This window comes from Psychroserpens sp. (genome assembly GCF_034670085.1).
Lineage (GTDB): Bacteria > Bacteroidota > Bacteroidia > Flavobacteriales > Flavobacteriaceae > Psychroserpens.
The window spans coordinates 242,593-266,055 of sequence record NZ_JAXMOD010000004.1; the positions used below are offsets into that span (position 1 = coordinate 242,593).

Below are 23,463 nucleotides of genomic sequence, written 5' to 3' on the forward strand. Positions count from 1 at the left end.
ATTACATTGATATGTTATGGTTTCTCAGATGTTTTTTCAGAACATAACCTCTTTTAAATATGATAGATATGTTACTAAACAAAACCAGTTTAAGTTTTAAAAATAGGTTTTTATTATTTAAAGTCTTGGTTAAAAATCTAATGATATTTTTAGCATTATTAACATGATCATTATCTACGCTTCTAAAAAACTGTTTAATTAAAAGTTTATAATAAAAATAAACAAGGTCTTTATCTTTAAGTTGTAAAGCCCTTTCAAAATTTATCTGACTTATATAAAACAGGTCTTCTTTATTGCGTTTGACATACGTTTGATTTTGCTCAGTCTTAGATTTAGAATGCTGACGATAATAAAACAATGGTGTGTTTACAATAACGTAGTCGTCTTGTTTTAATTGAAAAAAGAAACGTGTGAAAAATTCAGTTTCTTGACCTCTTGAAATGGTTTCATTAAGTGGTTTATCTCCTAAAGACTCTTTTTTAAATAGCACTGAAGGTGTGTACATCTCAAATCGCCATAATGCATACTCTTTATAGACATTAACCTCTGTTTTTAGTGAGATTTCATTCAAGACATTTAAATTTTCATCAGTACAAAACCCACTACAAATCACAGCTTTCGTGTTTTCAGAAAACAAATTTAGACGTTCTGAAAGGTAATTTTTCCCCATAACATCATCATCATCAAACCATTGTATAAATTCGCCATTGCTATTTTCAAATCCATAGTTGCGAGCTGCATTACCACCTTTAGGCCTATTATCTGGTCTTTTTAAATACTTAAATCGATCATCTTTTGTGCAATATTTGGCTACTAATTCGTGTGTATGATCTGTGCTTCCGTCATCTACAACCAAACATTCCCAATGCGTATGGGTTTGTGACATAATACTATCTAGTGTTTCACCAATGAGGTGGGCTCTATTATATGTTGGTATAATTATAGATACTAAATTAGTAATCATGTATGTTGCTTTGATTCTTTAAAATTAGTGTTGAAATCAATGTTGGATTATAAAACTGAATTTATAATGACGTGGAACTATTTAAGTATACTTTTTTATTTCTTCAGAAATTTGTTCCTCAATAGCTGCTTTGTTATTCGATTCAATCTTCGTATAATCTTCTTGTCTTCTACTATTCTTTTTATTAAAACTTAAACCTACTTCATTCAAACCACTAAATTTAAGAATAGTGGTTAATTTTTCAGGAATATTCTCTAACTCAACTTTTAAAGTTCTTTCTGAAGACAGCTTAGAAAGTTCAGCTGCAATTGTATTATTCACATGGTAAAAATACCATGTACATTTTTGTAAATGAGTCATTTTTTTCCATTCAGTATGACTAACATCACCTAAGACATCACCTTGAATTCTATATTTTGCCCAATCGTGATAAAACAAATCTGGATATTCGTTTTCGGCATACCAGTTTCTTACAACCATAGATTTTATGCAACCGATTGGCTCTCTTTCTAAATGGATAAATTTAGAATTAGGAAAATAATCGGATAGAAAAGGAATTAAATTCCAAAGTCTCTGATCAGAATGCACTATAAGCTGATTTTCAGAAGCATTCCAGATTTTTGTCTTGAAGATTTCATTTAATTCGCTATACGATTTCTTTACATCTATGTTATGTGCTATTTCGGTACTAATTCTAATTAATTGTAAGACATCTTCATGAAATGCTTTACAATTAGGATGCTGGTTAAATAAATCAGTAATAGATACTGTTCCACTTCTACCAGTTCCTAAAATAAAAAGAATGTTCTTGTGTTTGTTTGTTTCATAGGAATCTAAGAACCCTTGTAATTCTGTCTTTCTTAAAACTTCACCATTAACACCACCAAAATTTTTATTGCTGTTTAGTGTTTTATAATGTTCGGTGTCTCTAAGTTTTAATTTTTGAATTGTTGGACTTCCAACAATTTCATAAGGCTCAATAGTTCTATTTACAACAGAACCAATTCCAATAATTGCGCCTTCACCAATAACAACACCTGGAATAATAGACACATTCATTCCGATCCAAACGTTCTCTTTAATTGTTACGGGTTTATAATTTGTAGTATTATCGTAAGGAAGTGCTTTTCCTAAATAATTATGATTTTCTGTATAAATGGTTACGTTTCTAGAAATATGAGTATTATCGCCTATAATAAGACCTCCTTCCGTTTTTGCAAACAGATTATTACCTATATGAACGTTATTGCCAATTATGACTTTAGAAGGCTTTGAAATGATGTGTGAATCGCCATTTAATTTCACATTATAGCCTACACTACTAATTCTATTTATAAGATCTACTTTTAATTGTTTCTTTCTAGAATCTTCTAACGATTTAAAGTATTTAAACAATCTATTAGCATACCGCTTAGCTATTTTTTTTAATAGTCGATTCATTTTACATCCATTTATAATCTATATAAAATGCTTTGCTATGACCTGGTAATTTTCCTGTTCCATAAAAATCACCTTTTTCAACATTTAAAATTCCTGCTTCTTTAATATTCTCAACCATTGAAGACTGGTCGTGAATTGCCAAGTTATAATAATATTTACCAGCACTTAATGGCCATTTATCAATTACAAGCGTTGCTTCGCCTTGAGACTCATCAAACGATTTATTAATTATATCGCTTCTACAGGAGAATTTAAAGTTTGAAAACATATCAAAAAAACCAATACTGATGGATAGCTTTCTGCTTTCTGGATTCTTATATTTTACCTTTATTACAACTTGTTGTCCTACAGAAATTAGGTTTACTTTTTCATTTTTTGAATCCAAAAAGTTCACTTCTTGAACACCAAATTGACAGGCTTCATTTCTATAATCTAAACCAATGATATCTGTGTTTTTCAAATAAAACTCAATGCCTTCTTCAACGTTACCAACATAAGATACTGTGCCATCTTTTAGTACGATAAGCCTATTACATAAACTTTGGATTGCTCCCATGTCATGACTCACGAATAAAACGGTTCGACCATCTCCTTTTGAGATATCTTGCATTTTCCCAATTGCCTTTTTTTGAAACTCAGCGTCTCCGACAGCTAAAACTTCATCTACAACCAAAATATCTGGTTCTAAATGTGCCGCAACTGCAAAAGCTAAACGTACTCGCATTCCGGAAGAATAACGTTTTACAGGTGTATCAATATAACGTTGACAACCGGAAAACTCAATAATCTCATCTATTTTGGCTTTGACTTCTTTTTTAGTCATACCAAGAATGGCTCCATTTAAAAAAATATTTTCTTTTCCAGTAAGTTCTGGGTGGAAACCTGTACCAACCTCCAGAAGAGAAGCAATTCTTCCTCTAGATTTAATTGATCCCGTAGATGGCGAGGTTACTCGCGATAGTATTTTAAGAAGTGTTGATTTTCCAGCACCATTTTTACCAATAATACCAAGAACTTCACCTTGTGTTACATCAAAATTGATGTCTTTTAAAGCCCAAACATAATTACTTAAGCTTGAACTACTTCTATCATTTGTTTCTCCAATTTTCAAATATGGATCCTCTTTACCTCTAACTCTACTCCACCATCGATTTAGGTCATGACTTATTGTTCCTGTACCAACAAGACCTAAACGATATTGTTTAGAGATATTTTCAACTTTCAACATTATTTGTGTCATAATACTAAATAGTATCTACAAAACTTTTTTCAGTTTTATTAAAAACAGCTAACCCTAATAAAAATACAATAACTGAAATAAAAAGTGTAATCATCATACTTTGATTTGAAAAACTGCCTTGTGAAAAGAACATATATCTGAACGATTCAACAACCTCAGCTAGTGGGTTATTTTCTATTATTGGATTTATAAATTTTGCGGATTGCGGAAAACTATTAGTCAGTTTCCTCGTCGCTATTTCTATAGGATACATTACAGCAGACAAATACATTAATAATTGAATCCCAAAAGTAACTAAGAAGGTTAAATCCCTATACTTTGTTGTTAGCGAAGAGATAATCATTCCAAATCCTAAACCCAATAAACCCATAACAAGGACTAATACTGGGAAATATAAAAGCGTACCAAAATTTAATTCTCCTGAAGCGTTACTATAGCTGAAATACATATAAAAACCTAGGAAAATCAAAAATTGAATCCCAAATTTAAGCAAGCCTGAAATCACTTTAGAGATGGACATAATTACCCTTGGAAAATAGACCTTGCTAAATATTTGTTCGTTTTGTTTGAAGGTATCTGAGGTGGCTTTAAAACATTCTGAAAAATAATTCCAAATTGTGACACCTGCTAAATTGAATAAAAAGGGATGGATATTTTCGCCAACATCAATATTGGCTATACCATTAAAAATAATTGTAAAAATCACTGAGGTTAAAACAGGCTGTATGACATACCATAATGGTCCCAAAACAGTTTGTTTATAAACCGTAACAATATCGCGCTTAACAAATAATAATAGCAAGTCTCTATAATTCCAAATCTCTTTGAAATTAAGTTCTATCAATTTTCGTTTGGCAGAAATCGTATATAACCATGGACTCTCTTTCATTTATTCATTCAATGTTAAAATGCCCCAAAAAGCACCTTGTTGTTTAAATTGACTTCGATATTTAGATTGTAATTTCGTTATAATATTTGTATATGATGAATATATTACAACTTTACGATCATTAGATTTTGATACATATGAATTCATCAATTGGCTATTAAATAGTTCTTTTTTATTCTTAAAAACATCGATACTGATAGTACTTGTGTCGTTATAAAAAGTTCTATGAATCCCAAAGTTATTTGATGCTTTCGATTTATCATCAGTGTTAAAACCAAATTCACTAAGTTTTGTTATAATGAATGAATGATTTACATCCTGCAAAATATTACAATTATTTTCAATAGCATAATTAACTGAAGATTCTCTTTCAAGATTATTTACAGTTAAAAATTGATTCCAGCCAGTGAGTAATGCCATTCCAAATCCTAACAAAGGTCGAGGTCCTTCAAAAGTTGGCAATGCCATACCAGAACCAAAAACAAGTCTAACATCTTTTATTGAAGTCGATTTATCTGGATTAAAATTATGTTCATTAATGTCATAATTAGTAATTGATCTCACCTCAAATCCTGGTCCCCAAGCAGTATTACTGTCTATTTGTAATCCAAAAACCCATGGTAAAAAAACAATAGCTAATAGTCCTATTCTTAGTTTTCTATTTGTAATCGACTTGTAGCCATAAATCAAAATCACAATTAACGGAATAACGAGCGTTATTAGGAATTTATACATTGGAACAAATCCGATAAAAAAGTATGGTAAACTCGCTATTAACAGTAATAAAAGTGGTGTATAGAATTTTCGTTGAATACAGTGATAAAATCCTATTAGTAGTACTATCAAAAATGCTGGAGTAGTGAATGATATCATTGATACCACAGAGGACAGCAATGAAAATTCTTTATCATCCAAATAACTAGACCCATTTTGATAAACATCTATAATATCTACAATGGAATATCCTGAAATTTGGATCCAAATCAAAACTGCTAGAATATAAAAAGGAAATAGTACAAAACTCTTTTTTACATTTTTAATTAGAAAAAAGGATGTTGTGTTAGATACATTAGAAAGTATATAAAACCCAAACAAAACGAATAAATAAAATCCATTACTCCATCTAAAACTAACACCCAAACCGAAAAGTAAAACAGACATACACAAACTAAGAATACGTTGATTATCCTTATATTTCATTAAAAACAAGTGAGATGTTAAAATTATAGCAAATGAAATATTTGTTGGGTTAATAATTAAACTACTAAAAAGCATTTCTGGAATAATAAACGGAAGTAAAAGCAAGAATGCAAACACCCCTTTTATGTCAGTTTTGAACATAAATTCAAAAATTTTAGACATAATTATAAGAATAAAAAAACTACATAAAAACGTTAATGAAATTGCAAATATTCTGAGTGTGGCTTCATCTGTTGTCTTAATAATAGACAATAAAGAATCCATCATAGAATGATAAGGCGAATATGGAGGCTGAAAATTAGCATCTCTACCAAACACATGATATAAAATTGTTCTGGCATCATCACCTTCAATATAATTAAAATTAAGTGCACATAGACCAACTATAATAAAAAGAATTAGGTAGTAAACGTTTACAAATTTAAGCTTCATAAAACGATTGTATTTGTGATACGATATAATCAACATCATCTAATTCTAAGTCATAAAATAAAGGAAGTCTTAAGAGTTGGTCTGAATAATAATCTGCCAAATTTAGGGATCTGCCATCATGCTTATCTGAATAATACATACTTTTATGTAAACTTAAATAATGGAAAACAGCATTAATTCCTTTTAATTTCAAAAATGCAATAAGTTCACTTCGTTCTTGATTGCTCTTACAAATAATATAAAACAAATGGGCGTTATTTGACGCATTTTCTTCAATCTGTGGTAGCTTAAAATGATTGTGCTTTGCTAATTTATCTAGTGCCTTATAGTAAGCATTCCATAACAATTTTCTTTTATTTTGAATCTTTTCTAGGTTTTCTAATTGAGCCCAAAGAAAAGCCGCAATAATATCTGATGGTAAAAATGAGGAGCCTAAATCTACCCAACCATATTTATCAATTTCGCCTTTAAAAAAAGCTGATCGATTAGTTCCCTTTTCCCAAATAATTTCAGAACGGTCTATAAAACGCTCATCATTAATAGCCAACAATCCACCTTCTCCAGAGATAATATTCTTTGTTTCATGAAAAGAAAACGTTGCTAAATGCCCAAAACTCCCTAAAGATTTTCCATTATAATAACTATCAATAGCTTGAGCTGCGTCTTCAACAACAAAAATATGGTGCTTATTAGCCATTTCCATAATGGCTGTCATATTACAAGAAATTCCTGCATAATGCACAACGACTATAGCTTTGGTCTTATCCGTAATTAGAGCCTCAATCTTAGAAACATCAATATTTGGATGATTTGGCGAAGAATCTGCAAAAACAATTTTTGCTCCTCTTAAAACAAATGCATTAGCAGTTGAAACAAAGGTATATGAAGGCATTATAATTTCATCACCTTCTTTAATATCCAACAATAAAGCACACATTTCTAGGGCATCTGTACAAGACGTCGTAAGTAATGCTTTTTTTATTCCAAATTTAGACTCAAAAAAATGTTGACACTTTTTAGTGAACATTCCATTTCCAGAAATCTTGCCAGAAGCAACAGCCTGCTCAATATATGCAGTCTCTTTTCCCGTTAAAAAAGGTTTATTAAATGGAATCAAACTGTTGTAATTTTGTACTCTTGATGGTTGAGAATTTATATTTGATTTATCGTAGGCAATATACTAACTATAATTGTAAGTATATAAATCAACAGGTACCAAATAAGACTAACTTTTAAGTGGCACTCAACAAATTTATTTAAAATTAATACTTGAACTGATAAAAACTTAATTTACTTTCCAAAAATGAGAAATATTAAGCATACTTTCAATTTCGAAATTGTTCTTTTCATAAAACTTGCATGCCGATTTGTTGGCTTTTTGAGTTGCAACAAACAAATTTTGAATCCCATTTTCTAGGCAATAGCGCTTAACAACATCTATTAGTTTAGAACCTATTTTTTGACCTTGAAACTCCGGTTTAACACCAATTAAACCGATATGACACGCCGTTTCTTTTTTCTGAAGGGTTACAAAACCAGTAATCACATCATTATGCTTAGTGTAAAACATTTTTGTTGCAAAGGTTTTATTCAAACTATTGATGACCCATTCTTTATATAAGTTTTCAAACTTGTCTTTAGATAAATTAGAATCTAAATTGAATCTACTGTATTTTCCACTTTCAAATGCTAAATCAATTAGTTCTTTTGCATTTACAGGATGAATATCAAAATCTAACACTGAAGAATCCATAGTCTTCAAATCAATGTTATTTATGGATTTTGAGTATACTATTTTAGTTTCATTAAAACTAGGAGAGTAACCTTCAATAGCGATTGATTCATCACTTTTGGTCTTTGTAACGATTAAATCAAATTCAAAATTATTCAGGCATGACAACTCCACAATATCATCAGAATGATACTCAGCTATTTCTATTCCAAAAAAATCAGAATCCCATGAAAGTCTATTCAACCGGCTCATGATCTATTATATATAATGGTCTACCTTTTGATTGATTAAATGTTTTAGCAAGATAGATACCAATAACACCTAATACACTAATAATTATTCCAGAGAAAAAACAGATACTAATAATTATAGAACTATAGCCTAATATTTCTATTTCACCATTTAAAGCCTGGATAAATACTCTTATAGCCGCTATAAATGATAGAAATGACGTGACCAAACCAATATTTAGGAATAGGCGTAAAGGTTTATCTGAAAATGAGATAATGGTATTAAAAGCTAACTGAAGAAGCATATAAAAACTATAATTAGATTTACCTTCAGTTCTTTTAGAATGCTCAACAACTATTGATGTTTGTTTAAAACCAACCCATTTAACAAATAATGGAAAAAACACCAATACATCTCCAATTGACAATATGCTCTTAATTACTTTTTTATTGTAAATACCGAAATTAGCGACTTCTTCATCCACATTAATATTGGTGAAAAAAGAAAAACATTTATAAAACCATTTCGACATTACTTTTTTAAAAAACGTATCCTTTCGTTTTGACCTTTTAGCCAAAACAACATCAAACCCTTCTTGAGCTTTCGCATAAAGTTTAGAAATTTCACTTGGTTTATCCTGTAAATCACAGTCCATAACTACAGTCCATTCACCAGATGATTCTGATAATCCTGCCATAATAGCTGGATGTTGTCCGAAATTACGGCTTAGTCTTATGATTTTTAGATTGTCATGACTAGCAGCTAGTCGTTTCATAACAGTCCAAGAGTTATCGGGACTGTAGTCATCAACTAAAATAATTTCATATGAAACATGAAGTTGATTTAATTCCGATTCAAGCTCCTGAACAAGGTCCGTAACTGTATTCTCAGCCTTATAAACTGGACTTACTACGGAAATTTCAGGTGTTTGAATCATTTAATTAAAGATTTAATCCAATAATTAATATAAGTAAAATAATAACGTATTAAGAACTAAAATTATTCCAAGTAATCTGTAAACCCTCCTTAACTGTAAATTGTGGTTTATAATTTAATAGCTTTTCAGCCTTGGAAATATTTGCCAAAGAATCACGAACATCACCTTGTCTTGGTGGTCCATAAATTGCATCAACATTTGATTTTGCTGATTCTTTAAGTGAATTCCATAAGTAATTAACACTTATTCGCTCACCACAAGCAACATTAAAAACTTGATTTTTAGCAGACTCTGAAGCGAAAAACCCTCTAATATTAGCCTGTACAGCGTTATCTACAAATGTAAAGTCACGAGTTTGTTCACCATCACCATTTATCTTAGGTGATTTTTCATCTTTCAAGGCTTGCATAAAAAGAGGAATAACAGCTGCATACGCACCATCTGGACTTTGCTTTGGGCCAAATACATTAAAATATCTTAATCCAATAACATCTGTATTATATGTTTTCCCAAAAACATCCGCATACAATTCATTCACATATTTTGTTACAGCATAAGGTGACAAAGGTTTACCAATATTATCTTCAACTTTAGGTAGCTCTAAACTATCGCCATAGGTTGAACTTGATGCTGCATAAATCATTCGTTTTACTGTAGATGAATCTTTTAATGCAATCATCATATTTAAAAACCCTGAAATATTTACTGTATTTGTTGTAGCAGGATCGTTTATAGAGCGAGGCACAGAACCTAAAGCTGCTTGATGAGTGACATAATCAATACCAATCATTGCATCCTTGCAGGTTTGCAAATCTCTAATGTCACCTTCAATTAATTCAAAAGAAGGGTTATCATGAAATTCTAATAAGTTTTTACGATGACCGTTTGAAAAATCGTCTAAAACACGTACTTTTTTTGCGCCATATTTTAAAAGATACTCAACAATATTTGAGCCTATAAAACCTCCTCCTCCAGTTACTAAAAATGATAACTGACTTAAATCTTCTGAATGATATTTGTGTTCGTACATTATAATCTTGCGTCTACAGTATGTTTAGGAAGTAATGATTTAACATCAAAAATTACGCCTATATCTGATTTCATTTTTTGTAAATCTAACTCTAAAAATTCATTATGAGAAACAGCGAGTACGATAGCATCGTAATCTTTGCGTAATTTTGAAGCATCGTCTATCAAATCAAAACCATACTCATGTTTTACTTCTTCTTTTGAAGCCCATGGGTCAAAAACATCTACATTAACATTATAGGTTTCAAATTCTTCAATAATATCTATTACTCTTGAATTTCTAATATCTGGACAGTTTTCTTTAAAGGTAATACCTAAAACCAAAACATTTGAATCTTTAATCCGTGCTCCTTTTTGAATCATCATTTTAACTGTTTCTTGGGCAACATAACCACCCATACTGTCATTCATTTTACGACCAGCCAGGATAATTTCCGGATTATAACCAGACTCGATAGCTTTTTGAGCTAAATAGTAAGGATCGACACCTATACAATGGCCTCCAACGAGACCTGGACTAAATTTGATAAAATTCCATTTTGTTCCAGCAGCTTCTAGTACTGCTTTGGTATCAATATCTAATAATCTGAAGATTTTAGACAATTCATTCACGAATGCAATATTGATATCTCTTTGAGAATTTTCAATTACTTTAGCAGCTTCAGCAACTTTTATAGTAGGAGCACAATGTGTTCCGGCTGTGATGATGCTCTTATATAAATCATCAACTATTTTAGCAACTTCAGGAGTTGAACCTGAGGTTACCTTAAGAATCTTAGTTACTGTATGTTTTTTATCTCCTGGATTAATACGTTCTGGAGAATAACCAGCATAAAAATCACTGTTGTATTTAAGTCCTGAATTTTCTTCTAAAATTGGCACACAAATATCTTCGGTTGCGCCAGGATAGACAGTAGATTCATAAATTACGATATCTCCTTTTTTAAGCACTTTTGCAACACTTTCACTAGCTTTTATTAAAGGCGTAAAGACTGGTCTTTTAAGTTCATCGGTCGGTGTTGGAACCGTAACAATGTATATATTGGAGTCAGCCAAATGACTCACATCGTTAGTAATAAATAATCCTGTATTTGAATTCTGATCTGAAGTAAGCACAGACTTCAAATGGTCGTCTTCGACCTCTAAAGTTTTATCTATACCATTATTAAGTTCATTTATTCGTTTCTCATTGATATCAAATCCAATGACCATATATTTTTTGGCAAACTCAACTGCAAGTGGCAAACCAACATAACCGAGCCCAAGAATTGTTATTTTTTGTGTATTATTCATCTTTAATTTACTATCGATTTTAATATAAAGTTCAAATCTAAAGAAAAACTATAATTCTCAATGTATTTTTTATTTATTTTGACCTTATCTGGCCAAATAATCGTTCTATTGTAGGTTTCAGGGTTAAGTTGTTGAGACAAAATGGTTTCTTCGTCCTTATATTTTAAAGTTGCTGGACCTGTTATACCAGGTTTTACTTTTAAAATGATTCGATCATCACCTTTTAATTCATCAGCAAAACCTTGTATATCTGGTCTTGGACCAACAAAGCCCATATTCCCAATAAACACATTAAAAATTTGTGGAAGTTCGTCCAGTTTATATCGTCTTAATAACTTACCGAAGGGTGTGGCACTTAAATCTAAATGTCCTAAAACATGCTTTTCTTTGCGTAACGTTCTAATTTTATAGATGTAAAACAATTTACCATGCTGACCTACTCTTTTTTGAAAGAACAATCCAAACTGACCTGTATCTATGGTTGCTATAACTACGAATAAAACAACGGGAATAATTAACACAGGAATAAGCATGATAGAAAACACAAGATCAAAAAATCGCTTTGCTCTTAGTTGAGTTTTTGTTATCACAATTATGCGCGGTTAAAAATTCTTTTTATACGTTTCCAAATTGATTTTTTATCCTTTTCATGATAAGCATTACCGTAAACACCATAGCCATAACCATAACCGTATCCATAACCGTAACCATAACCATAATTATGATTTGTTTTATGCTTATAGAAATTGAGGACAAAACTTATATTTTTCACCTCGCCTGTTCTATATTTAGCATTTATAAGCGATAGCATTCCTTTTTTAGTATAATCCAATCGAATCATAAAAATAGTCGCATCTGCATATTGAGTTAATTCAAGCGCATCTGTAACTAACCCTAAAGGAGGTGTATCCAATACAATCATATCGTATTCTTGTCTGAGTTTAGTTATGAGGTCACGCATTTTGTCAGACATCAATAACTCTGACGGATTTGGAGGTACTGGACCAGAAGGGACTATATCTAAATTTTCTATTTGAGTTGAGTATTTTACCTCATCAAATGAATGTTCTTCAATTAAGTAATTAACAACGCCTAAATCATTCTCAATATTAAAATCACCAAAAATTTTAGGCTTACGTAAATCAAGACCTAATAAAATTGTTTTCTTACCAGACAAGGCATAAACTGTGGCAATATTTATGGAACAAAACGTTTTCCCTTCACCACTAACTGAAGACGTTATCATTAAGGTCTTTCCTTCAGTACTACCTTGCTTTTTATAAATAAATTGTAAGCTGGATCGTATGGCTCTAAACGATTCTGAAACTGCCGATTTAGGTTTTTCAAAAACAATTAAATTATTTTTATAATTGTACTTACCAATTAAACCAAGTATTGGAATTTTGGACAATTGTTCTATTTCATCAGAACCATGGATGGTATTATCTAGAAGGAAAATAACAAAGATTAAGAGCATAGGAATGAAAAACCCCATCATTAATCCCATCATATAATTAAGGGACTTATTTGGTCCTATTGGCGCGTTTCCAATATCTTTGGCCTCATCAATAATAGTAAGATCCGAAATGTTAGCTGCTTTAACTATCGCTGCTTCACTTCTCTTAGCAGTATATATGTTATACGCCTCTTGACTTATGTCTAATTTTCTTTGAATTTTCAGGAATTGTTGTTGATCTTCAGGTAATTCACTCAACTTAGCTTCTAAATTGGCAATGTTTCGATTTAATGTAGATAATTGAATACCAATAATTTTCTTTGTTGCATCTATAGTCTCAAGGAGTACATTTTTTTCAGAATCTATACGACGATCTATATCCTTAAAAAGTCCAGAACCCTCTTTGGTCGTGTACTCTAAGTTTTGTCTTTCTGCAGCTAATCCTATTATTTTTGATACACTGTTTAGAATATTTCCTTCTTGTATACCAACACTAGTTGGTGCAGCAATATTTGTATAATCTGTTTTGGTATTTAAATAAATTTCGAGATTACTTAGGTAATCTAACTTTGAATTCTCTTCTTGTTTAGACAAATCAAATGTTCGCAATTGTTCTGAAATTTGTGCAATCTCATTTGTAACGTCGAACACCTTGTTTTGCTTTCGAAACTTATTCATCTCATCTGTAACATCTTTGAGATTTGAGTTAACGGAAGCAAGACTACTATCAATAAACCTAATTGTATTGGTAGCATATAAGTTTTTCCTTTCTAATTCTGTAATACTAAGGATATCAGAAGTTGCATTAAGATAGTCTACAATTTTTGCTTTATTATTTCCTGATAATTGCAATCTTAAAATGGAAGGTGAAGATTGAGCAAAAGGTCCAATTATAATTCTTGATTTATAGCTATTTACTATGGCATCAAAACCAATAAACTTAAGAAAAAACTCTGTACCTGGTTTGATACTTTCCGAAGGCTTGACTAAAACTTGACCATTAAGAAAAGGCAAATCTATTATATCACCATTTTTATACCGTTTGGTAAATATACCTTCTGGCACCTTAACCTGAGAAATTAATTTCTCACTGTTGTACTTTTGTACTGAAGCCATTGAACCTTGAAACTCAGTAAACACTTCAAACTCATTGGCATTAATAAACCGTATTCCTACAGGATATCCCAATACTTGACCTTTAGTTTTATCAATGATAAATTCAAACGGAGATTTTTTATAAATATCTTCTTTTCGATATTTACCTTGAGTTAGATACTCCATATAATATTGAAGAGAATCTACTACTTTTTCATTATGACTTCTGGTCTTTATAGCCGTAATTATTTTACCGACTTTCCCAGAAACTCCTCCCCAATTAAAGGAAATACTTGTATTGGCGGTAAAAAATGGATTTTGATCATTATCAACAGAAATTAATGAATCTAACTTGTACACATTCTGTTTTCTAACATTAATGAAATATGCAGTCAATAAAGCAAACCCAATACATAGCAGCACAAATTTCCAAAGGTTTAATACTTTAAAAAGATAACCTCTAAAGTCAAAACTCACTCGACCGGAATCTTCAGAATCTAAATAGTCTTGATTGGACATTCTATGTTCTATTAATTAATAAAAATGTAGTTGTTAAAATCCCTAAAACCGAAATAATTGTAGTGAGCGTTTCTCGACCAGTAGTACCGGTTCCCCAAGTTTTTTGTTTTAATGGTTTAACATAAATAATATCATTTGGTTGGATATAATAATATGGAGATTTCATAACTTGAATGTCAGTTAAATCTAAGGTATGAATTTTTTGACCCTGAGGATATTGCCTAATAATCTGCACTTCTCTCCTATTACCTGTTACAGGAATTTCTCCAGCGTTGGCAACTGCTTCAAAAATATTAACGCGTTCTTGAAAAAGTGTAATTGTACCAGGTGAACCTATTTCGCCATTAACGGTAAACCGAAGTCCTGCCAATTTAACGGTAACAAAAATATTTGCTGTTTCTTTAAACTGTTCATCTAAGAGTTGTTCTTCAATAAGTTTTTCAATATCCTCACAAGTAAACCCAAGGACATTAATATTCCCTAAAGTTGGCACACGAATATTTCCATGCATATCTACAGTAAATCCATCAAAATAAGCACGTTCTGTACTGTTTGCACTTAAATTACCTTCACCTGTTGGGTTGAAAATTGATACTGTTTCTTGATCTAGAGCCTTCACTCTAATATTCAAAATATCATTAATTTGTACTCTGTATGGTTTTTGCTTCTCAACCATTACTTGTGTAGAGTCTGAAGGCATATCTTTCTCTTGAAGATACACAATATCTTTGTGAGGTATACACGATGTAGACAAGACGCAGAGTAACAATCCTGTGAGCAATAATAGTCTATTCATTATAAAGTTGCTTGTTGCTTCACAAATATAACTTATCACTATTAATATCAAAACTATTCGCAGTATTTTTGAACAATATAACTTTCTTTGTAAAAAAAATTGATTTGAATTATATTACTGTTGAAAATATATCGAAATCTTTTGGCGAATTAGAACTCTTTTCTAATTTGTCCTTTAGTATCCATAAAGATGATAAAATCGCCTTTGTCGCCAAAAACGGAAGTGGCAAAACTTCTATACTTAATATCCTTTCTGGCGACGATACGCCAGACGCTGGTCAAGTAGTAATGAGAAATGGTTTACGGATTTCTTTTCTATCACAATCACCTAAATTTGATAAAAACCTGACCATAAACGATACTATTTTTAATTCAGATTCTCCTCAATTAAAAATTATTGAAAATTACGAAAAAGCATTACTCAATCCAGAAGACACAGAAGCTTATCAAAAAGCTTTTGAGCAAATGGATATTAATAATGCATGGGAGTTTGAACTTCAGTTTAAGCAAATTTTATCACAGCTTAAATTAGATAACCTTAATCAAAAGATTAGCACAATGTCTGGTGGTCAACTAAAACGTCTTGCTTTGGCTCAAGCTTTAATTAGTAATCCAGATGTTCTTGTTTTAGACGAACCTACCAATCATCTTGATTTGGAAATGATAGAATGGCTAGAACAGTATTTTGCCAAATCTCAGTTTACGTTGTTTATGGTCACTCACGACCGCTATTTTTTAGAACGTGTTTGTACTACAATAATTGAACTTGACCACGGAAAACTATACACTTACAAAGGAAATTATTCATATTATCTAGAAAATAAAGAAGCGAGAATCCAACTTGAGCAAGTTGAAACTGGAAAAGCGAAACAATTGTTCAAAAAAGAACTGGAATGGATGCGACGTCAGCCAAAGGCGAGAACCACCAAATCTAAATCTAGAATTGATGATTTTTCAGATATAAAAAAACGTGCTCATCAACGTAGAAAGGATCATAAAGTTGAATTAGAAATCAATATGGAACGCTTAGGAAGCAAAATTGTAGAGTTCCATAAGGTTTCAAAATCATTTAAAGATTTAGTGATTCTTGACGGATTTGAATATGTATTTAAACGCGGAGAACGGATTGGAATTATAGGAAAAAATGGGACTGGAAAATCAACATTCCTAAACATGTTAACGCATACAACTCTTCCTGATTCTGGTAAAATTATACTAGGTGACACCGTAAAGTTTGGCTATTATACACAAGGCGGAATTAAAGTCAAACCAGGACAAAAAGTGATTGATGTCATTAAAGAGTTTGGTGAATTTATTCCGCTAACTAAAGGTCGTCAAATTAGTGCAAAACAATTATTAGAACGTTTCCTTTTCGACGGAAAAAAACAACACGATTTTGTTGAAAAACTTAGTGGTGGTGAACAAAAACGCTTGTATTTATGTACGGTTTTAATTCAGAATCCTAACTTTTTAATTCTTGATGAACCTACGAACGATTTAGATATTGTCACACTTAATATTCTTGAAGATTTTTTATTAGATTTTCCAGGTTGTCTTTTAGTCGTATCTCACGATCGCTACTTTATGGATAAAATTGTAGATCATTTATTTGTTTTTAAAGGCAATGGAGAAATCCAAGATTTTCCTGGCAATTATTCTGATTATCGCGAGTATGATTCTTTACAACCTTCGGAAAGAAAACCTGAAATCAAAGAAAGTTCTATTTCAGAAGTAAATGACACTCAAAATAAGGCGCAAAAACTGTCGTATAATGAACAGAAAGAGTATAAAAACTTAGAGAGTAAAATCCGTTCATTAGAATTAGATAAAAAAGCTTTGGAAGAAAAATTCACAGATATATCGTTATCTCAAGACAAAATAAGCGAACTATCACAACAACTCCAATCCATAATAAATGATATTGAAGAAAAGGAGATGCGTTGGTTTGAATTATCAGAAAAGTTTGAATCCTAAATAATGTTTCAAATTATTGAATACATAAAGTTCCTATTCAAATCTACCAATCAACATGGTGTACATTCTCCCTTTGTTTATGATTTGGTCACCAAGTGTTTTTATGATAGTACAACATATGAGGAATACTCTAATCTTTCAGAATACCGCAGGTCTTTATTAAAAAACAAACAACAGATCCAAATAACAGACTTAGGAGCAGGATCAAGAGTCTTTAAATCTAATTTGCGATCTATTAAATCTATTGCTAAAACTTCGGGATCACCATTAAAACGAGCACAATTATTATTCAGAGTTGTGCGATATTTCAAACCACAACATACCTTAGAACTTGGAACTTCACTAGGTATTGCAACCCAAGCCATAGCTTTAGGTCATTCAAAAAACCAAATAATGACTATAGAAGGTTGTCCAAATATTACTGAGGTTACGACCCAACAACTTAAGGCATTCAATATTCACAATGTTTCGCTTAAAACAGGAGAATTTGACAAAGTACTTCTTACTTTGGAACCTGATAATTATGATCTTATTTTTCTTGATGGCAATCATAATAAAGGAGCAACTCTGAGTTATTTTAATACACTTATAGACAAAGCTCATAATGATTCTGTCTTTATTTTTGACGATATTCATTGGTCTAAAGATATGGTTGAAGCATGGAACACTATAAAGTCGCATCCAAAAGTTACAATAAGCATAGATACTTTTTTTTGGGGATTTATTTTTTTTAGAAAAGAACAAGCCAAAGAAAATTTTACTATTAGAGTGTAACAAGCGTTAATGTATTGCGTCATATGGAGTGAAATCTGTATCTTGCAGAAGCATCAATTAAAAACCAATTCTAGAATGAGTAACGTCATTGAAATTAAAGGTATTATTCGTGATTTTCAACTCGGTCAAGAGACTGTTCATGTTTTAAAAGGCATTGATTTAGACATCAAACTGGGCGACTATGTCGCTATTATGGGACCTTCTGGCTCAGGTAAATCAACACTTATGAACTTATTAGGATGCTTAGATACACCTACTGCAGGTTCGTATATTCTAAATGGAAATGATGTAAGCCAAATGAGCGATGATGAATTGGCAGAAATCAGAAATACAGAAATTGGTTTCGTTTTCCAAACCTTTAATTTATTGCCTAGAACAACTGCCCTAGATAATGTTGCCTTACCAATGGTTTATGCTGGAGCATCTAAATCTGAGCGTAATAAACGCGCAAGTGAAGTGCTTACAGACGTTGGTTTAGCTGATCGTATGGACCACAAACCGAATCAACTTTCTGGTGGACAACGTCAACGTGTAGCTGTTGGTCGTGCCCTAGTAAACAAACCTTCTATTATTTTAGCAGATGAGCCAACAGGTAACTTAGATTCTAAAACAGGACATGAAATCATGACCCTTTTTGATGAAATCCATAAATCAGGAAACACCGTAATTATGGTAACACATGAAGAAGAAATTGCTGCGCATGCTAGACGAGTAATTAGACTTCGTGATGGCATAATTGAAAGTGATACCATCAATTAATTTTCACCTAAAAACAAATCCAATTAATTCTTTTGCCTTTTCTCTTATTACGTGTTAACTTGCATATATGAAAATTTACACTAAAACTGGAGATAAAGGTACAACTGCCCTTTTTGGAGGCACTCGTGTACCGAAACATCATATACGAATTGAAAGCTACGGAACCGTTGATGAACTCAATTCTCATTTAGGACTTATAAGAGATCAAGACATTAACCAACATTATAAAGAAGTCTTGATGGATATTCAAGACAAACTATTCACCGTTGGTGCCATTTTAGCAACAGATCCTGAAAAAGCTGTTCTTAAAAGTGGTAAAGAACGCTTAAACATTCCTAAAATATCTGAAACGCACATTTCTAAGCTGGAACAAGAAATGGATACCATGAACGAAACTCTGCCTCCTATGACGCACTTCGTTCTACCTGGTGGACATCAGACTGTGTCATTCTGTCACATAGCGCGTTGTGTCTGCAGAAGAGCCGAACGTTTAGCAAGTGCGCTTAACGATTTAGAACCTTTTCAACCCGAAAGTTTGAAATACTTAAACCGACTTTCTGACTACCTATTTGTATTGGCACGAAAGTTGTCTTATGACTTACAAGCCGAAGAAGTAAAATGGATTCCACAAAAAGAATCCTGAAGTACCACTTTGCAGAATAAAGTATCAGTTCTACTAGGCTTAAATGATTGAAAACACAAGTTCTTTAAAATTTTTATTTAATTAATTCACTTTTTTCTTGACTTTATGAACTATAATTTTATTTTTGCAAAAAAATAAATACCATTAAGAAATGTATTGGACATTAGAATTAGCATCTTATTTAAGTGATGCGCCTTGGCCAGCAACGAAAGACGAATTAATTGACTACGCTATTAGAACAGGAGCTCCCTTGGAAGTTGTTGAAAATCTACAAGCAATAGAAGACGAAGGCGACTCTTACGATTCGATTGAAGAAATCTGGTCTGATTATCCAACAGATGAAGATTATCTCTGGAATGAAGACGAGTATTAAAGATAATTGAAATGAAAATTATCTTTTATAGATAAAAAATGTAAAAAAGTCTCATTTAGAGACTTTTTTTGTGCCTTAATCTTTCAGAATAAATAACACAAATCATATCTTTGAGGTCTAACAATTTTGAAGATAAAACGTTGCTCGCAACGTTTCTAAATCATATAAACAAACACCAATGAGTTTTTTAAATTCAGTATTAAAAGTATTTGTAGGAGATAAAGCTAAACAAGATGTTAAAGCACTCTCTCCTATTGTAGAACAAGTTAAGGCATTTGAAAGTGCTCTTGAGCAATTATCGCATGACGAATTGAGAGCTAAGACATCAGAATTTAAAACAAAAATTGCCGAAGCTCGCAAACCACTTCAAGACGAAATTGATCAGTTATTAAAAGATGCTGAGGAAACTGACGATATTGACAAAAGAGAAGATATCTATGAATCAATTGATAAAATTAAAGACGATATCTACGAAGTTACAGAAGGTGTTTTAAACGACATTATGCCTGAAGCTTTCGCAGTGGTAAAAGAAACCGCAAAGCGTTTTGTCCACAATACTGAAATTCCTGTTACAGCAAATGAGTTTGACCGTTTGGTTTCTGGAGATAACGACTATGTAACATTACAAGGCGACCAAGCTATTTGGGCAAATTCTTGGGATGCAGCTGGAAAACCAATCACTTGGGACATGATTCATTATGATGTTCAGTTAATTGGTGGTGCAGCAATGCATCAAGGTAAAATTGCAGAGATGCAAACTGGTGAAGGTAAAACTTTGGTAGCCACACTTCCAGTGTATTTAAATGCTTTGGCTGGAAAAGGTGTTCACTTAGTAACCGTAAATGATTACTTAGCAAAACGTGATAGTGCGTGGATGGCTCCAATTTTCCAATTCCACGGGATGAGTATCGATTGTATTGATTATCACCAACCAAATTCTGAGGCTAGACGAAAAGCCTACAGGGCAGATATTACATATGGAACCAATAACGAATTTGGATTTGACTACTTAAGAGATAATATGGCACATTCACCAGATGATTTGGTTCAACGTCCACATCACTACGCTATTGTCGATGAAGTCGATTCGGTATTAGTCGATGATGCACGTACACCATTAATTATTTCTGGACCAATACCGCAAGGTGATCGTCACGAATTTACAGAGTTAAAACCTAAAGTAGATGATATCGTAAGTGTTCAGAGAAAAGAACTTGTTAGTGTTTTGGCTGAAGCTAAAAAATTAATTGCTGAAGGTGACACTAAAGAAGGTGGCTTCCTTTTATTACGAGCTTACAGAGGTATTCCAAAGAATAAAGCTTTAATTAAATTCTTAAGTGAAGAAGGTATTAAGCAATTACTTCAGAAGACTGAAAACTTCTATATGCAAGATAATAATAGAGAAATGCCGAAAGTTGATGCAGAACTCTACTACGTTATTGAAGAAAAAAATAATCAAGTTGAATTAACCGATAAAGGTGTCGAATATTTGTCTGGTAAAGACAATCCTGATTTCTTCGTCATGCCAGAAATAGGTATGGAAATCTCAAAAATTGAAGCTAAAGGTTTATCAAAAGAGGAAGAAGCTGCTGAAAAAGAAGATCTTTTCAGAGACTTCGGAATCAAATCAGAACGTATCCATACACTTAATCAATTACTGAAAGCTTACGCATTATTCGAAAAGGATATTCAATATGTCGTGATGGAAAATAAAGTCATGATCGTTGATGAGCAAACTGGTCGTATCATGGATGGTCGTCGTTATAGTGATGGTTTACACCAAGCGATTGAAGCCAAAGAAAATGTGAAAATTGAAGATGCAACCCAAACATTTGCGACAGTAACACTTCAGAATTACTTTAGAATGTATCGTAAACTATCCGGTATGACAGGTACAGCGGTTACTGAAGCTGGAGAATTTTGGGAAATCTATAAATTAGATGTGGTTGAAATTCCAACCAACCGACCAATCGCTCGTGATGACAGACAGGATTTAGTTTATAAGACAAAGCGTGAAAAATACAATGCCGTTGTAGATGAAGTTACTAAATTATCACAAGCTGGACGTCCTGTTTTAATTGGTACAACATCTGTAGATATTTCTGAATTATTAGGTAAAATCTTAGCACAACGTAAAGTGCCACACAACGTCTTAAACGCGAAACTTCATAAAAAGGAAGCCGATATTGTTGCTGAAGCTGGACAACCTGGACAGGTAACAATTGCAACAAACATGGCTGGTCGTGGAACAGATATTAAATTATCTGAAGCTGTAAAAGAAGCTGGTGGTTTAGCAATTGTAGGTACAGAACGTCATGATTCTCGTCGTGTTGACAGACAGTTACGAGGTCGTGCTGGACGTCAAGGTGATCCAGGAAGTTCACAGTTTTATGTGTCTTTAGAAGATAATTTAATGCGTCTATTTGGTAGTGAACGTATTGCCAAAATGATGGATAAAATGGGATTAGAAGAAGGTGAAGTCATTCAGCATTCTATGATTTCGAAATCTATTGAACGTGCTCAGAAAAAAGTCGAAGAAAACCAGTTTGGTGTTCGTAAGCGTTTATTAGAATATGATGATGTGATGAATGCTCAGCGTGAAGTCGTTTACAAACGTCGTCGTCATGCCTTGCATGGAGAACGTCTACGTGTAGACTTAGCAAACATGATTTACGATACGTCTGAAGGCATTACTACAACCAATAAAGAAGCTGAAGATTTCAAGAATTTCGAATTTGAGTTGATTAGGTATTTCTCTATGAGTTCACCTATTTCTGAAGCTGAATTTAGTAAAGGAACTGTTCAAGATATTGCTGGAAAAGTGTACAAAGCAGCTTTTGAACATTACAGACAAAAAATGCAACGTAATGCTGAATTAGCATTTCCAGTGATTGAGAATGTGTATTTAAATCAGCGTGATAAATACAAACGTATTGTTGTGCCTTTTACTGATGGCGTAAAGAATTTACAAGTTGTAACAGATCTTGAAAAAGCTTACGAAACCAAAGGAACACAGTTAATCAACGATTTTGAAAAGAACATAACGTTAGCCATTGTTGATGATGCCTGGAAAACGCATTTACGTAAAATGGATGAGTTAAAGCAATCGGTACAGTTAGCTGTTCATGAGCAGAAAGATCCATTATTGATTTATAAGTTTGAAGCCTTTGAATTATTCAAAGAAATGATTGACCAAGTAAATAAGGATGTGATTTCATTCCTATTTAAAGGTGAATTACCAACTGAAACTCAAAACAATATTCAAGAAGCAAAAGCTCGAAAAGAAGAAAAGTTACAAACTCAAAAAGACGAAATCCCAAATATGGATGAACGTGCTGCTCAAAGTAGAGCAGCTGGTGGAAACACTCAGCGTCAGCAAGAAGTTGTAGAAACCATAGTTCGTGACAAGCCAAAAATTGGTCGTAATGACCGTGTGACTATCAAACACGTGATGAGTGGAGAAAACAAAACCGTAAAATACAAACAAGCAGAACCTTTAATCGCTAAAGGCGAATGGGTTTTAATCGAAGACTAACCACTAAGTGGTATTTGATTATTTACTCACTCAAACGAAACTCAGTCGTTTTGTCACACTGAACGCAGTCGAAGTGTCTCACAAATAAAACTGTTATTCCGTTCTTAAAATGGAATCTAAAAATCCTGAACTTAAACGTTCAGGATTTTTTTA

General features: G+C 32.3%; 19 protein-coding genes. 6 read left to right on the plus strand and 13 right to left on the minus strand.

Annotated features, from left to right (window positions below; translation table 11 throughout):
* Window position 1: 1 nt before the first annotated feature.
* The 13 genes from VOI25_RS08945 to VOI25_RS09005 all read right to left on the minus strand — a co-directional run bounded on the left by VOI25_RS08945 (window position 2) and on the right by VOI25_RS09005 (window position 15,253).
* On the minus strand, window positions 2-964 hold the full coding sequence (locus tag VOI25_RS08945; protein ID WP_323788719.1) for a glycosyltransferase family 2 protein: 963 nt from the start codon (window positions 962-964) through the stop codon (window positions 2-4).
* An 81-nt stretch (window positions 965-1,045) separates the two neighbouring features.
* Window positions 1,046-2,404: an acyltransferase gene (locus tag VOI25_RS08950; RefSeq protein ID WP_323788720.1), complete on the minus strand. Its 1,359-nt coding sequence runs from the start codon at window positions 2,402-2,404 to the stop codon at window positions 1,046-1,048.
* Window position 2,405: 1 nt separating this feature from the next.
* Complete coding sequence (locus VOI25_RS08955) at window positions 2,406-3,644, minus strand: ABC transporter ATP-binding protein (RefSeq protein WP_323788721.1); 1,239 nt, start codon at window positions 3,642-3,644, stop codon at window positions 2,406-2,408.
* Between the two features lie 4 nt (window positions 3,645-3,648).
* Complete coding sequence (locus VOI25_RS08960) at window positions 3,649-4,533, minus strand: ABC transporter permease (protein WP_323788722.1); 885 nt, start codon at window positions 4,531-4,533, stop codon at window positions 3,649-3,651.
* The gene (locus tag VOI25_RS08965; protein WP_323788723.1) at window positions 4,534-6,165 is read right to left on the minus strand and encodes a hypothetical protein; all 1,632 of its coding nucleotides are present in this window, start codon (window positions 6,163-6,165) and stop codon (window positions 4,534-4,536) included. It lies immediately after the preceding gene.
* Complete coding sequence (rffA, locus tag VOI25_RS08970) at window positions 6,155-7,282, minus strand: dTDP-4-amino-4,6-dideoxygalactose transaminase (protein ID WP_323788724.1); 1,128 nt, start codon at window positions 7,280-7,282, stop codon at window positions 6,155-6,157. Before rffA ends, VOI25_RS08965 begins: the two co-directional genes overlap by 11 nt.
* Before the next feature lie 168 nt (window positions 7,283-7,450).
* Entirely contained in the window at window positions 7,451-8,140 is a 690-nt protein-coding gene (locus VOI25_RS08975; protein WP_323788725.1) for a GNAT family N-acetyltransferase, read from the minus strand.
* Window positions 8,133-9,065: a glycosyltransferase family 2 protein gene (locus tag VOI25_RS08980; RefSeq protein ID WP_323788726.1), complete on the minus strand. Its 933-nt coding sequence runs from the start codon at window positions 9,063-9,065 to the stop codon at window positions 8,133-8,135. The genes VOI25_RS08975 and VOI25_RS08980 overlap by 8 nt, the downstream gene beginning before the upstream one ends.
* Before the next feature lie 49 nt (window positions 9,066-9,114).
* Window positions 9,115-10,095 (minus strand): SDR family oxidoreductase, encoded by a 981-nt coding sequence (locus tag VOI25_RS08985; RefSeq protein WP_323788727.1) that lies wholly within the window; start codon window positions 10,093-10,095, stop codon window positions 9,115-9,117.
* Window positions 10,095-11,387, minus strand: a complete 1,293-nt coding sequence (locus tag VOI25_RS08990) for a nucleotide sugar dehydrogenase (RefSeq protein WP_323788728.1) — start codon at window positions 11,385-11,387, stop codon at window positions 10,095-10,097. Before VOI25_RS08990 ends, VOI25_RS08985 begins: the two co-directional genes overlap by 1 nt.
* Before the next feature lie 2 nt (window positions 11,388-11,389).
* Entirely contained in the window at window positions 11,390-11,977 is a 588-nt protein-coding gene (locus VOI25_RS08995) for a sugar transferase (protein ID WP_323788729.1), read from the minus strand.
* A gap of 2 nt (window positions 11,978-11,979) precedes the next feature.
* The gene (locus VOI25_RS09000; protein ID WP_323788730.1) at window positions 11,980-14,457 is read right to left on the minus strand and encodes a polysaccharide biosynthesis tyrosine autokinase; all 2,478 of its coding nucleotides are present in this window, start codon (window positions 14,455-14,457) and stop codon (window positions 11,980-11,982) included.
* A 1-nt stretch (window position 14,458) separates the two neighbouring features.
* Window positions 14,459-15,253: a polysaccharide biosynthesis/export family protein gene (locus tag VOI25_RS09005; RefSeq protein WP_323788731.1), complete on the minus strand. Its 795-nt coding sequence runs from the start codon at window positions 15,251-15,253 to the stop codon at window positions 14,459-14,461.
* Between the two features lie 104 nt (window positions 15,254-15,357).
* Between VOI25_RS09005 and VOI25_RS09010 the strand changes: the two genes are divergently transcribed.
* The 6 genes from VOI25_RS09010 to secA all read left to right on the plus strand — a co-directional run bounded on the left by VOI25_RS09010 (window position 15,358) and on the right by secA (window position 23,310).
* Complete coding sequence (locus VOI25_RS09010) at window positions 15,358-17,226, plus strand: ABC-F family ATP-binding cassette domain-containing protein (RefSeq protein ID WP_323788732.1); 1,869 nt, start codon at window positions 15,358-15,360, stop codon at window positions 17,224-17,226.
* Window positions 17,227-17,229: 3 nt separating this feature from the next.
* Entirely contained in the window at window positions 17,230-18,000 is a 771-nt protein-coding gene (locus VOI25_RS09015; protein WP_323788733.1) for a class I SAM-dependent methyltransferase, read from the plus strand.
* Between the two features lie 75 nt (window positions 18,001-18,075).
* A complete protein-coding gene (locus VOI25_RS09020; RefSeq protein ID WP_323788734.1) occupies window positions 18,076-18,759 on the plus strand; it encodes an ABC transporter ATP-binding protein in 684 nt (227 codons plus the stop codon).
* A gap of 67 nt (window positions 18,760-18,826) precedes the next feature.
* A complete protein-coding gene (locus VOI25_RS09025) occupies window positions 18,827-19,402 on the plus strand; it encodes a cob(I)yrinic acid a,c-diamide adenosyltransferase (protein WP_323788735.1) in 576 nt (191 codons plus the stop codon).
* Between the two features lie 151 nt (window positions 19,403-19,553).
* Window positions 19,554-19,775 (plus strand): DUF2795 domain-containing protein, encoded by a 222-nt coding sequence (locus VOI25_RS09030; protein WP_010177336.1) that lies wholly within the window; start codon window positions 19,554-19,556, stop codon window positions 19,773-19,775.
* A gap of 178 nt (window positions 19,776-19,953) precedes the next feature.
* Window positions 19,954-23,310, plus strand: coding sequence for a preprotein translocase subunit SecA (gene secA / locus VOI25_RS09035; RefSeq protein WP_323788736.1), 3,357 nt, complete (start codon window positions 19,954-19,956; stop codon window positions 23,308-23,310).
* Window positions 23,311-23,463: the final 153 nt, after the last annotated feature.